Source organism: Streptomyces sp. BK022, from assembly GCF_004217355.1.
Classification (GTDB): Bacteria; Actinomycetota; Actinomycetes; order Streptomycetales; family Streptomycetaceae; genus Streptomyces; species Streptomyces griseoluteus.
The window spans coordinates 202047-215210 of the sequence record NZ_SHKU01000005.1; the positions used below are offsets into that span (position 1 = coordinate 202047).

Genomic DNA, 13164 nt, shown 5'->3' on the forward strand with positions numbered 1-13164 from the left:
TCAGTCGGCCGGCTCCTCGGCGACCCGTAGGTGTTGGACGGCATAGGAGCGCCAGGGCCGCCAGGCTTCGGGCAGCTCCGTACCGGGTGGGGTGACGTCCGGGTCGCCGAGGACACGCGCCCGGAGGGCGGCGACGACGGCCGGGGTGATGCCGGGCAGCCCGTCGAGGGTGCGTCGGGCCTCGTCCCGGTCGGCGCCGGGGTCGAGACGCAGCCGGCCGTCGGCGAGGGCGGCGGCGAGCGTCCCCAGTGGGGTGCCGGCCTCCGCCTCGGCGAGGACGGCGGGCTCGGGGAAGAGGTGGGTGAGGGTGCCGCTGGGCGCGTCGAGCGCCTTGCCGTACCGGAGGACGAGCCCCGCGACCTCATCGGACGAGCCGGTCAGGACGCGGGCGGCGATCTCCAGCGGGTCGACGGCGCCGGGTGAGCGCAGGCCGGGCCGGGCCGCGACCAGCGGGGCGAGCCGGGGGTCGGCGCCGAGGCGGGCGTCGACGGCGTAGGGGTCGGCGTCCAGGTCGTACAGCCGGCGCAGCCGGTGCACGGCGGTGGTGAGGTCGCGGGGGTCGGTGAGCAGCAGCCGGGCGTCGAGCCAGCCGCCGGGCCGGGTGCCGCCGCGCGGCTCGGGGAGGTGGGCGCGCTCGTGGACGACGGCGACACCAGTGCCGTACGGCAGCCGCAGGGTGCGCCGGTGGACGCGGCCGCCAGGCGTGCCGGTCACCTCCTCCACGCCGGGTACGGCCTCGCGGGCGAGCAGGTCGAAGACGGCGCCGGCCTGGTAGGGGCCCCGATGGGCGAGGCGCAGCGGGATGCCGGTGCCCGGGGCGCTCCGGCGGGAGCGGGGGGTGGCGTCGCGTACCTCGGTGGGGGTGTGGGCGTAGACCTCGCGGATGGTGTCGTTGAACTGGCGGATGCTGCGGAAGCCGGACGCGAACGCGATCTCGGTGACCGGGAGTTCCGTGGTGCGCAGCAGGGTGCGCGCGGTGTGGGCGCGCTGGGCGCGGGCGAGGGCGACGGGCCCCGCGCCGACCTCGCCGGTGAGCTGGCGCTGCACCTGCCGGGCGCTGTAGCCGAGGCGGGCGGCGAGGCCGGTGACGCCCTCGCGGTCGACGACGCCGTCCGCGATCAGCCGCATGGCCCGGCCGACGACGTCCGCGCGGACGTTCCACTCGGCCGACCCCGGTACGGCGTCCGGGCGGCAGCGGCGGCAGGCTCTGAAGCCCGCGCCCTGGGCGGCGGCGGCCGTGCGGAAGTACCGGACGTTGCACCGCTTGGGGGTCACCGCCGGGCAGCTCGGGCGGCAGTAGATGCCGGTGGTCCGGACGGCGAAGAAGAAGACGCCGTCGAACCGCCCGTCGCGGCTGCGCACCGCCTCGTACCTGCTGTCGTCGTCCGTCATGCGTCCAGTGTCGGCGTTGGGAGGGGGGCCGGGCCAGCGGAAAACGGACATGGAGCCCGGCCCCCCCAGGGGTGTCCTCGATCACGCCGCGTGACCGAGGAGACCTCCCCTACGGGTCACGTCCAGGGACCCCGCTTGGCCCGCATCGCCGCGCGGCCCTCGGCTCCCTTGCGCTTCCAGTCCTTGCGGATCTCGGCACGCAGACGGGCGTCGGTCTTGGCGACGATCCACTGGTTCTCGCGGACCAGTTTGCGGTAGCTCTCCAGCCGCCGGACGGGCAGCTCGCCGGAGTCCACGGCGGCGGCGACCGCGCAGCCGGGCTCGGAGGCGTGGGAGCAGTCGTGGAACCGGCAGCGCCCCGCCAGCTCCTCGATCTCGGAGAACACCTGGCCGACCCCGCTCTGCGCGTCGTACAGGCCGACACCCCGCAGTCCGGGGGTGTCGATGAGCACGCCCCCGCCGGGCAGCGGGAGCAGGTTGCGGGTGGTCGTGGTGTGCCGGCCCTTGCCGTCCACGTCGCGCGCGGCCTGGACGTCCATCACGTCCGCGCCGACGAGCGCGTTGGCCAGCGTGGACTTGCCCGCGCCGGACTGCCCGAGCAGCACCGCGGTACCGGTGCCGATCAGCGCCCGCAGCACGTCCAGCCCGTCGCCGTACAGCGCGCTGACGGTGAGCACGGGGACGCCGGGCGCGGTGGTCTCGACGTCCTGGACGAGATGGGCGAGTGTCGCGGGGTCCGGTACGAGGTCGGCCTTGGCGAGCACGACCACGGGCTGCGCCCCGGACTCCCACGCCAGCGCGAGGAACCGCTCGACCCGCCCGAGGTCGAGCTCGACGGCGAGCGACACGGCGACCACGGCGTGATCCACGTTGGCCGCCAGGATCTGCCCGTCGGACCGCTTGGACGAGGTGGACCGCACGAACGCCGTCCGGCGGGGGAGGTAGGCCCGGACGTACCGGGGGCTGCCGCCCTCGGGGTCGACCGCGGCCCAGTCGCCCGTGCACAGCACCCGCATCGGGTCGTTAGGCGTCACGAACGCGGTGTCGGCGCGGACGATCCCGTCCGCGGTGAGGAGATCACACTGCCCCCGGTCGACCCGGACGACCCGTCCGGGAAGCAGGCCCTGACGGGCATAGGGGGTGAACTCGGCTTCCCAGTGGGAGTCCCAGCCGAGGGGGAGAAGAGCGTGCGAGGAGGAGAGTTGCAAGGGAGACCCTTCACAGGGGTGACCCCGGCGAGCGCCTGCGGCGCGATCGGATCAGCCGGTGGCCACGGAGGTGGAGTGGATGAACTTCTGGTCGCGGGCAAGACCCGTCACAGAGACAGCCATCGGTCACACCTCCCGTTCCTCACTCGACCTGAAGCGCCGGCGAACAGCCGCCGCGCGAAGCGGTTCTCACTCTAGAGCGGCGCACGCTGACCCGCCATCGGTTTTACGCGGCGCCGGAGCACGTCCTGTGAACGGCGAGCCGGCCGCCCATGCAACGGGGTGCCCCAGCCGTCAGTCCCCCGGCGCCCAGCGCTTCAGCACGGCCGGGGCACCGTACGGGGCGGGCCAGAGCTGGAGGTGTACCCGTTCGATCGCATCGGGGACGTCCGGGTTCGTCCTCGACGCGCGGACCCGGACGCAGCCTGCGGGGACGTCGAAGCGGGCGGCGTCCGGCAGGTAGTCGGTACAGCCCAGTACCGCGACGCGGCCGGAGGGCACCTGGAGGCTCGCTTCCACCACGTGGTCGAAGGCGCCGGTGTCGTCACCCGGCGGACGGCCGAGCAGTTCGACCAGAACGTCGACGTCCACGTTGGACTCGGTACCGATGCCGAGGGTCCGCTCGCCCGCGGCGAGGCCGTCCGACACCGCCTCCTTCGTCCATGCCTCGCCGAGGTCGTCCTCCGCGTCCTCGTCCATCACGTGCAACTGGAAGTAGTCGGCGAAGAGCCGCAGCCGGGTGGGCGTCACTGGTCGATGGTTCCTTCGGAGGATCGGAAGCGGGAGTGGGCGGCGGGCCCTGCCCGGGGCACCGCGATGGGCAAGGGCAGAGTACGTGCGCCCCGCCGCGAGGCGAGGGTTCGGGTTCGCGCGCGCCGCGAGGGCGAGTCCCCGGGGCGGCCCCTGGCGGCGCTCCGGTTACCGGTCCAGCAGGTGGTGCATGACGGTTTCCGGGATGGTGGGGTTGGCCGCGGCGGCCATAGCGGTGGTGGAGTCGTTCAGGAGGGTGGCCACGACGCGGGTGGGGAGGCGGGGGTCGGCGGCCGCGGTCTCACGCACGAACCAGTGCGGATCGTCGAGCAGGCGGATCACGGAGGCGACGGACAGCCGCTCGTCTCGCAGCGCGGAGTGGCGGATGCCCCAGTCCGCGTCCCGGCTGAAGCGTTCCACCAGTTCGGCGGGCGCCTCCGGATCGAGGAGAGCGAGCCGGCGGGTGCCCGGGTCGGGGTCGTCCGCGAAGCGGAGGGTGCCCTGCCGGGGGAAGTTGGGGTGGTCGGCCATCCGGGCGGACGAGTAGCCGTTCCAGCTCCGCACCATCTCCAGCAGAAGGCCGGCCGGGGCCTGGGCGCAGTGTTCGGCGAGGAAGAGCCGGACGACCCAGTCCTCGTCGTGGGCCAGCAGCTCGACCACGTCGGGCGGCAGGTTCGTCGCGCACGCGGCACTGCGGCGGAGCATGACGTGCGCGGAGGTGGCGCAACGGCGCATGGCCTCCTCGTCGTGCTCCAGGTCCCGGACCCAGGGAAGTGGGTGACAGCGGGCGCCGGGATCGAACTCGATGGCTACGCGGGCGCGTTCCACCTCGGTGAGTTCCGGGCGGATGGACACCAGCCAGCGGACGCCGGGGTCCTGGTCCTGGCCGAGCAGGGTCACCAGGTCGGCGTCCAGGTGAGGGTTCTGGGCGGCGGCGCTGCGCAGGGCGGTCTCGGCGCCGTTCACCAATTCCTCCGCCAGCTCACGGGTGAGAACGCAGGTGCGCGCGGCGCGTTCCCGCACGGCGTCACCGGGAAGCGCGGCGAAGTCGGCCGCCGGAAGCGGGGTGGAGCCGTGATGCAGCAGCGCGGCCTCGGCGCGCACACCGGCGTCCGGGTCCGCGAGCAGGGCCGTCCGCGCCGCAGGAGTCAGGTGCGTCCAGGCGCGCGGGACGGCCTCCTTGCGTACCTCGGTGTCCGGGTCGGCGGCGAGCGCGACGAGGTGGTGCACCGGCAGGTCGCGGTGACGGACCAGTTCGGCGCGCACGCGCGGGTCAGGGTCGGTAGCGAGCTGGGCGAAGGTCGCGGCGGTGAGCGGCGAGCGGCCGTCCACCGCGCAGGCGAGCAATCCCCACCGGTGTCGGGGGTCGGGATCGTGGAAGAGTCCGGCGCGCCGTTCGGCGTCGAGCTGCCATCGATCCGCCAGATTCCTGCGTATCCGCCACTCGGGGTGCGCGACCCAGGCATCGAGCATGTCATCCGGGAGGTCGCGGTAGTTGAGCCGAGACGAGAGCCGCTCCTCGGGCCCGACGTCGAGGAGGCGGCGAAGTACGGCGCGAGAGGCGGCGGGGTTTCCGGCCAGCCCCTCGCGCCAAGCGCCGCGCAGCCGGGCCGGGGCGGTCTTCCACCGCAGGACGATGTCCCACCCGGCCTCCCGCTCCCCCTGGTCCACCGCCCGCTCCCGTGCCGACGACTCCAGCCAGTCGGTGAACGGGGCTACGGCCACGAACCAGACCTCGTACTCCTCGCAGGTGACGCCGAGGAGACTCTCCCCGTCCGGGGACATCGTCACGAACTCCGGCTGACCCGCCCTGGAGCCGAGCAGACCGGCCAGATCCCACTGCTCCGCCAGCCGCACTCTCGTCCAGCAAGTGCAGCCCTGATCGGCGACGCTGATCAGAAACTCGCCGTCCCCGTCGATCACACCGTGCTCGACCGCGAGCCGGTGCCACTGGCGGTTCAACTCGGCGACCAGATCCGGACGGTCGTCCGGCACCGCGAGCGTGGGCTTCGTGCTCGCCGAGATCACCGGGCGCCAGGCGGCTCGCGAGGGACGAGCCACGGAGACCGGCCCGACCTTCTCCAGGCCGGCGCGATGGAGCAGTTCGTGCAGTTCACCATGGCGATCCGTCATGATGGCCATCCTCCCCCACGGCCGAGGAACGGCAGCGGTCAACCGTTCGCGCATGGCTCCCCGTTGAGCCGGAACGCCCGGGGCGCCCCATTTCCCCCGTCATGTGTCCCCACGAAGCCGAACGCGATCGTCCCCTGCGCGGCCACCGACCGGTTGTAGCTCTTGGCCTCGGCCGTGACCTGCGCGCCGGTCTGGTGCGCGGTCGCGTCCCAGGTCTGGCCGATGTGCTGGCCGTCGGGGAAGGTCCAGGTGAGCTGCCAGTCGGAGAGAGGGGTGTCGGTGGTGATCTGGAGGCTGGCCTGGAAGCCGTCGCTCCATTCGTCGTCGAGGTGGTAGGCGACGCGGCAGGTCGTACGGGTGCCCGGTGTGGGGGAAGAGGTCGCGGAGGGCTTCGGTGCCGGGGGCGCCGGTGTGCGAGTCCGGGTCGGAGTCGGGGTCGGGATCGGGGACGCCGGGACCACGATGGTGCGGGTCGTCTCCGGGACCGCCGAGCGGGAGGGGGCCGGGGTGGGGTCGGGGTGCGGGGTGTCGGGGGCGGCGATCGGCTTCTGGTCGTCGCGGGCTGAGACGTCGGCGTCGTCCGGGGTGGTGCCGAACGGCATCAGGGAGACCCCCAGGGCCACCGCCGACAGCAGGCCCGCCGCCGCGAGGAGGCCGCCGCGCAGGACACGGCCGCGCGCGGCCTCGTCGTCCGTACGCGCCCCCGCTCCCGAGGGGGCGCCCACGCCGAGACGGACCTCGGCGGCGCGGCGGCGGCGCTCCAGGTAGGCGAGGGCACCCCAGCCGATGACGCCTCCGGCGAGCGCGGCCGGGACGCCGCCGCCGTGCAGGCGCAGGCAGGCGGCCGCCTCGGCGCACGGGACGCAGGTGGCGAGGTGGCGGGAGAGGTCCTCCGGGGTCTCGGCGCCGGGTGAGCGGGTGACGGCGTCCAGCAGGCGGGCGTAGCTGCGGCACTCGGTTTCCAGCGGGGTGTCGCGGTGGGCGCGGTGGCAGCGGTCGTGGAACAGCACGCGGACCTGGTCGAGTTCGGCGGCCGTGGTCAGCGGGTCCAGGCCCAGCCGACGGGCGACGGTGGACAGCGGGAGCGACTCCACCTCGGCGAGCCAGAGCAGCGTCGCGTCGGCCTCGGGCATGTCCCGAAGACCCCGCAACGCGATGGGCCGGCCCAGCGGCGGGCCCGTGTAACGGGCGGCCGCCTCGGAGTTGAGCCAGAGGCGGAGGTCGGGGTCGAGCTTGTGGCCCTTGCCCGCGCTCTCCCAGCCGGCCGCCGTCTCCCGTACGGCGGTCAGGAGTTGGGGAACGACCGGCAGCCGGGCGGTACGGCCGCGCACGGCGCCCTGCGCGGCCCGCAGCTCACGCATCCCCAACGTGAACGCCTCTTCGGCCAGTTGGTGTGCCGTTCCCGCTCCGGCCGTGCACAGGTCGGCGTAGGAGAGGACCGCGTCCCAGCACTCGGCGAACAGCGCCGCCTCGGCGGCATCCTGAGGGGGCGGCAGATCGGGCATCGGTCTCCAGCGTCCACGAGCGAGGGGCAACTCATCACGGTGATGGTGGAGTTGGGGCCTCGCGGAGGCAGGAGCCTTTCACGCCGCCGCCGGGCTGACAAGCGGACCCGGCGGATCGGGTGAGCGGCTCGTCGCCCGGCGTGACCGAGACCGCCGCCGCGCGCCCGCCACTCCGTCAGGGGATACGGAGGCGGGCGCTCGACGGTTCAGATCTCCCCGGGCACAGGCCGGTTCAGGCCTCCACTCGCTCCTCCGCGGACAGGCTGTCCATGAAGGAGCTGACGGAGAACACCGCGTTGCCGGGGCCGGGCGGGCCGTAGCCGGGCGGGTAGGAGAGGCCGAAGTCGTCCATGGTGTTGCGGTACGCCTCCAGCAGCCGGATGTGGTACTCGAGCGGCGCGCCCTGCGGGTTGGCCTTGCCGAGCGGGGTGGTCGGCTCGGGGCACCAGGTGGTGAAGCGGGGCGTGATGCCGTGCGACATGAAGAAGCGCAGCCCCTCGGTGGTGGAGGCGATGGCCTCGTCGACGCTGGTGAAGCCGAAGGGCTCGGCCATCTCCACGCCCGCCACGAAGTTGGGGATCACGTTGCTCGCGCCGAACACGTCGGCGGAGTCCAGGATGCGCTTGTGCCACTCGTCCCGGCCGACGTACCGCTCCTTGCCGGGGCAGTACATCTTGAACAGGTACTCGTCCCACACCTCGAAGTTGGGGTGGTAGATCTGCACGCCGTAGTCCTTGAAGCGCTGCACGTCCGGCTTGGGCAGCGCCTGCGCGACGACCTTGCCGATCCAGCGGCCCGGGAAGTGCTCCTCGATGGCCTTGGCGTACCGCCCGTAGAAATCGGCCTCGTCCAGCCCCTGGACCTTCGACGTGATCGCCCCGCCCGTGAGGGTGTACGCGGTGGAGATCTTGGCGGTGTCGTACTTGTCGATGATCTCGAGCGCCTCGAGGACCTCGTCGACGTCCTTCACGCCCGTGTACGGCCGGCCCGCCGCCTTGTGCTGGCGCCAGTTGTGGTTGATGTCGCAGTACTGGCACTCCTCCTTGGCACCGAAGTACTGGCAGACACGGAAGGCGGTCAGGTAGATCAGGTAGCCCCACTGGATGGTCGGGGCCACCTCCATGACGGACTTCCCGTTGGAGAGCTTGTGCCGGTAGTACTCCGGCATCGGCGGCACGCCGACGTCGGAGATCCGCTTGCCGTCGAGGTAGAGGCCGAGCCGGCCGTGCTCGTCGGCGGCGACCCGGTAGGGGGAGGTGGGATTCACCCGCACGGAGACGACCGTACGGCGCAGGTCGTAGGGGCCGCCGGTGAGGATGATTTCCTCCGGGGGCCTGCGGAGCGCGGCCTCGCCCAGCTCGGGGAGGGTGCCGTGGTCGAAGGAGAAGATGAAGTACGACTTCGGCTTGACCTCGCCGTCCTCGTTGTCGCTGAGGGCCGAGGCGTCGAAGGCGACTCCGCCCCGGAGCAGGTCCTCCTTGAAGACGGCCTCCCGCGGCACATGCGGGAACCGCTCCATCAGATCCTCGACCAGCGCGGTGCGGCTGCCCATCCCTGTCTCCTCCCGGCTCACACGTACATCTCACACCGTATGCCCCCACTTCCCGGCAAGCCCTCCCGGGGGGCTGTGAGGCACGCGACGTGTTGCCCCCCGGCCCGGGTCTCCCCAGGTCACGGGAGTGATGAGAGGGTCTGCGCACAGGCACTCTCCGGGAGGGACGGCAGGGATGACCAAGTCGGCGCGGGCGGTCACCAACTGGGCGCGGAACATCACGTACACGGCCGACGGGTTCCACCGGCCCACCTCGCCGGACGAGCTGCGGGCCCTGGTGGCGGGCAGTACGCGGGTGCGGGTGCTGGGCAGCGGGCACTCCTTCAACCGGATCGCGGACCCGGGCGCCGGGGGCGTACTGCTGTCGGTGGCGGGGCTGCCCCCGGTGATCGACGTGGACACGACGGCCCGGACGGTACGGGTCGGCGGCGGGGTCCGGTACGCGGAGCTGGCCCGCACGGTGGACGCGCACGGGCTGGCGCTCGCCAACATGGCGTCCCTGCCGCACATCTCGGTCGCCGGGTCGGTCGCCACCGGCACCCACGGCTCCGGCGTGGGCAACGGCCCGCTCGCCTCGGCGGTACGCGAGGTCGAGCTGATCACGGCGGACGGCGGCACGCTGCGGATCGCCCGTGGCGACGCTCGTTTCGACGGCGCCGTGACCTCGCTCGGCGCGCTCGGGGTGGTCACCGCGCTCACCCTCGACCTGGAACCGGCGTACGGGGTCGAGCAGTACGTCTTCACCGAACTCCCCCTGGAGAGGCTGGAGTACGAGGCGGTCGCGGCCTCGGCGTACAGCGTGAGCCTGTTCACCGACTGGCGGGCGCCGGGGTTCCGGCAGGTGTGGCTGAAGCGGCGCACCGATCAGGCGCCGGTGGACTTCCCGTGGGCCCGGCCGGCGGTGGGGGCGATGCATCCGGTGCCGGGGATGCCGGCCGTCAACTGCACCGAGCAGGGCGGCGTGTCCGGCCCCTGGCACGAGCGACTGCCGCACTTCCGGGCCGAGTTCACGCCGAGCAGCGGGTCGGAACTCCAGTCGGAGTACCTGTTGCCGAGGGCGGACGCCACGGCCGCGCTGCACGCCCTGGACGCGATCCGGGCGACGCTCGCCGAGGTCCTGCTGACCTGTGAGGTACGGACGGTCGCGGCCGACGCGCAGTGGCTCAGCCCGGCGTACGGACGGGACTCGGTGGCGCTGCACTTCACCTGGATCGAGGACGCGGCGGCCGTGCTCCCCGCGGTGCGCGCGGTCGAGGCCGCGCTCGGCGTGCTGGACGCCCGGCCGCACTGGGGGAAGGTGTTCGAGATGCCGTCGGCGGTGGTGCGGGAGCGGTTCCCGAGGCTGGCCGACTTCCGGGCACTGGTGGCCGAGCTGGACCCGGCGGGCAAGTTCGCCAACGCGTTCGTGCGGGAGATCCTTTCCTAGGCCCTCTAGGATATGGCCTAGGCATCCAAGGAGGTGGGTCCATGGCACGTGCGGGAATCACGGCCGAGCGGCTGGTCGCGGCCGCCGCCGAACTCGCGGACGAGGCCGGTTTCGAGCACGTCACCCTCTCCGCGCTGGCCCGGCGCTTCGGGGTGAAGGACGCGAGCCTGTACTCGCACGTCAGGAACCTGAACGACCTGCGCACCCGGCTGGCGCTGTACGCGGGCGGCGAGCTGATCGACGGCATCGCGGCGGCGGTCGCCGGACGCGCGGGCCGGGACGCGCTGACCGCCTTCGCGAACGCCTACCGCGCCTACGCCCTGGAGCACCCCGGCCGGTACGCGGCCACCCAGATCCGCATCGACCAGTCCCTGATCGCGGACTCCCCCGCCCTGCGCCGCACCGCCGAGATCACCTACGGAATGCTGCGCGCCTACGGCCTGGCCGAACCCGACCTCACGGACGCGGTACGCCTCCTGCGCAGCACCTTCCACGGCTACTGCGTCCTGGAGTCGGCGGGCGGCTTCGGCGCCGGCCGCCCGGTGGACGCCTCGTGGGACAAGGGCGTCGAGGCGCTGCACCGGGCCCTGGAGAACTGGCCGAGGGAGAGCGCGTGACGGCACCCGGCGTCGATTAGCGTCGAGGGATGAGCACCGATCTCGCCACCGCCCTCGCCGAGGGCCCGCCGCTCGTTCTGGACGGCGGGCTGTCCAACCAGCTGGCGTCGGCCGGGTACGACCTGAGCGACGAGCTGTGGTCCGCGCGCCTGCTCGCGGAGGCTCCGGAGGCGATCACCGAGGCCCACCTCGCCTACTACACGGCCGGCGCCGACGTGGCGATCACCGCCAGCTACCAGGCCACCTTCGAGGGCTTCGCCCGGCGCGGCATCGACCGCGCGGAAGCCGCGCGCCTGCTGGCCTCCAGCGTGGAACTGGCCCGTGAGGCCGCCCGCCGCGCCGAGGCCGCCCGCCCCCTCTGGGTGGCCGCCTCCGCGGGCCCGTACGGCGCGATGCTCGCGGACGGCTCCGAGTACCGGGGCCGCTACGGCCTGACCCGAGCCGAGCTGGAGCGCTTCCACCGCCCCCGCCTGGAGGTCCTGGCGGCGGCCGCCCCCGACGTCCTGGCCCTGGAGACCGTCCCGGACACCGACGAGGCGGAGGCCCTGCTGCGCGCGGTACGCGGCCTGGGCGTCCCGGCCTGGCTCTCCTACAGCGTCGACGGCGACCGCACCCGCGCCGGCCAGCCCCTGGACGAGGCGTTCGCCCTGGCCGCCGACGCCGAGGAGATCATCGCGGTGGGCGTGAACTGCTGCGCCCCCGAGGACGTCCCGCACGCGGTCGAAACAGCGGCGCGGGTGACGGGCAAACCGGTGGTCGCCTACCCCAACAGCGGCGAGACCTGGAACCCCCGGACCCGCGCCTGGGACGACTCCCCCACCCTCTCCCCCGCGTTCTCGGCCACCGGCGCCCGCCTCGTGGGCGGCTGCTGCCGCGTGGGCCCGGAGACGATCACCGCGATCGCCCGGGCGCTGGGCCGCGTCTGACCCTCAGGTCAGCGCCTCCGCAGCACCGGCGACCTCCGCAGGCGCCGTACCGCCGCGAGCCGGTTGGCGGCGGGAGCCTGGTGGGGGACGAGGGGGTGCGCCCAGAGGGCGAGTTCCGCGTCCCGGGGGCCGTGGGCCAGGCCGGGGCCGGTGGTGTCGAAGACGCGGGTCGGATGGGAGGCGTCCCAGGAGGGCCAGCCGGGGTCGCCCGTGGTGGCGAAGTCGACCCAGGCGGTGTGCATGGTGTCGGCCAGGGACTGGGGGGCGCCCTTGCCTGCCAGCCTCACCGCGTCCTCGACCTCGCCGGTGTCGAAGACGAAGCCGAGTTCCAGGGAGTGGCAGGCGCCGAGGGCGGGGCGGAGGGACGGCCAGGCGAACTCGTACACGTGGGAGCGGGACGGGCGGGCGTCGGCCAGGCGGTGCAGGGGGAGGCGGAGCATGTGGTCGGTGACCATCTGGCCGACCAGTTCGGCGGCGCCCGCCGCGGGGCGCAGGGCGCGGTAGCCTCGCGGGACCTCGGAGCCGACGTGGCAGCGGGCCATCGCGCCGGCCAGGGCGACCGCGCCGAGCCGGTCGACGTGGTCGACCAGGCCCCCGGGCACCAGCCAGAGCCGGTACTCGTCGCGGGTCCAGCCCATCAGCAGGTCGACGCCGGGCGCCGCGCCGCCGGTGAGGGCAGCCAGCGGGTCGGTGGGGACGAGGTCGCCGTCGACGACGATGCCGAAGCCGGGCCCGCCCAGGATCGGGCTGCTGCGCCGGCTGACCTCGGCCTGGGTGCGCAGCAGCAGGTCGCGGTCGACATCGGCGAAGGCGGCGGCGGTCGCGGGGACCTTCAGACGGCCGGCCATCCGGCGGACCATGCGCCGTACCTTCTCGCGGTCCGAGACCTCCGGCGCCCCGCTCTGGAGCACCGCCCGCCGGACCAGCCCGCGGGCCTGCGGGGCCGCGATCAGGACGCCCGTGCTGATCGCGCCGGCCGACTGCCCGGCCAGGGTGACGTTGCCGGGGTCGCCGCCGAAGGCCGCGATGGACTCGTGCACCCAGCGCAGCGCGGCGAGCTGGTCGCGCAGGCCCAGGTTGGCGGGAGCGTCCGGGAAGAGGCCGTACCCCTCTACGCCGAGCCGGTAGTTGACCGAGACGAGCACGACGCCGTCGCGGGCGAAGGCCCGCCCGTCGTACACCGGAACCGCAGAGGAACCCCTGGTCAGCGCGCCGCCGTGCAGCCAGACCAGCACCGGGAGGCGGGCGCCGGGGCCGGGCTCGGGGGTCCAGACGTTGAGGTTCAGGCAGTCGTCGCCGGGCACCGAGGGGTCGGAGAGGTACCGGGCGAACGCCTCGGAGTACGGGGGTTTCGGCGGGGTCGGCCCGAAGGCTCCGGCGTCGCGCACACCGGCCCAGGGCTCGGGCGGCTCAGGGGCGCGGAAGCGGCGGCTGCCGAAGGGGGGTGCCGCGTACGGGATGCCTCGGAACACCGCGTTCCCGTGCTCGTACCGGCCGCGTACCGCGCCGTACGGCGTGCGGGCCACCGGGCCCGTCCGGTCAGCCGTCATCGCCCACCAGCCCTTCGTCGCCGGTACGGCCGCCGTGGCGGCACGCACCACATCTGTCTCCCAGAGCGCCGCGCGCAGTGGATCTATTCCGGCGCACCGACCGCA

The 13164-nt window shown here is 73.8% G+C and carries 10 protein-coding genes; 3 read left to right on the forward strand and 7 right to left on the reverse strand.

Annotation, left to right across the window (positions count from 1 at the left end; genetic code table 11):
- From EV284_RS22020 to EV284_RS22045, 6 genes are all read right to left on the reverse strand, one after another.
- On the reverse strand, positions 1-1392 hold the full coding sequence (locus tag EV284_RS22020) for a DNA-3-methyladenine glycosylase 2 family protein (protein WP_130336875.1): 1392 nt from the start codon (positions 1390-1392) through the stop codon (positions 1-3).
- A 116-nt stretch (positions 1393-1508) separates the two neighbouring features.
- Complete coding sequence (gene rsgA / locus EV284_RS22025; protein ID WP_130336877.1) at positions 1509-2600, reverse strand: ribosome small subunit-dependent GTPase A; 1092 nt, start codon at positions 2598-2600, stop codon at positions 1509-1511.
- A gap of 294 nt (positions 2601-2894) precedes the next feature.
- Positions 2895-3350 (reverse strand): hypothetical protein, encoded by a 456-nt coding sequence (locus tag EV284_RS22030; RefSeq protein ID WP_130336879.1) that lies wholly within the window; start codon positions 3348-3350, stop codon positions 2895-2897.
- A 168-nt stretch (positions 3351-3518) separates the two neighbouring features.
- Complete coding sequence (locus EV284_RS22035) at positions 3519-5483, reverse strand: PE-PGRS family protein (RefSeq protein ID WP_130336881.1); 1965 nt, start codon at positions 5481-5483, stop codon at positions 3519-3521.
- A gap of 38 nt (positions 5484-5521) precedes the next feature.
- On the reverse strand, positions 5522-6988 hold the full coding sequence (locus EV284_RS22040) for a cellulose-binding domain-containing protein (protein ID WP_130336883.1): 1467 nt from the start codon (positions 6986-6988) through the stop codon (positions 5522-5524).
- 232 nt (positions 6989-7220) lie between these two features.
- Positions 7221-8540 (reverse strand): radical SAM protein, encoded by a 1320-nt coding sequence (locus EV284_RS22045; RefSeq protein WP_130336885.1) that lies wholly within the window; start codon positions 8538-8540, stop codon positions 7221-7223.
- Between the two features lie 175 nt (positions 8541-8715).
- Between EV284_RS22045 and EV284_RS22050 the strand changes: the two genes are divergently transcribed.
- Genes EV284_RS22050 through mmuM form a run of 3 tightly spaced genes read left to right on the forward strand, consistent with a single transcriptional unit; the run spans position 8716 to position 11509 of the window.
- Positions 8716-9966: an FAD-binding protein gene (locus EV284_RS22050; RefSeq protein WP_130336887.1), complete on the forward strand. Its 1251-nt coding sequence runs from the start codon at positions 8716-8718 to the stop codon at positions 9964-9966.
- A 41-nt stretch (positions 9967-10007) separates the two neighbouring features.
- Complete coding sequence (locus EV284_RS22055) at positions 10008-10583, forward strand: TetR-like C-terminal domain-containing protein (RefSeq protein ID WP_130336889.1); 576 nt, start codon at positions 10008-10010, stop codon at positions 10581-10583.
- 29 nt (positions 10584-10612) lie between these two features.
- Positions 10613-11509, forward strand: coding sequence for a homocysteine S-methyltransferase (mmuM, locus tag EV284_RS22060; RefSeq protein ID WP_130336891.1), 897 nt, complete (start codon positions 10613-10615; stop codon positions 11507-11509).
- 8 nt (positions 11510-11517) lie between these two features.
- Here the strand turns inward: mmuM and EV284_RS22065 are convergent, their stop codons facing one another.
- Positions 11518-13059 (reverse strand): carboxylesterase family protein, encoded by a 1542-nt coding sequence (locus tag EV284_RS22065; protein WP_207229117.1) that lies wholly within the window; start codon positions 13057-13059, stop codon positions 11518-11520.
- Positions 13060-13164 lie beyond the last annotated feature (105 nt).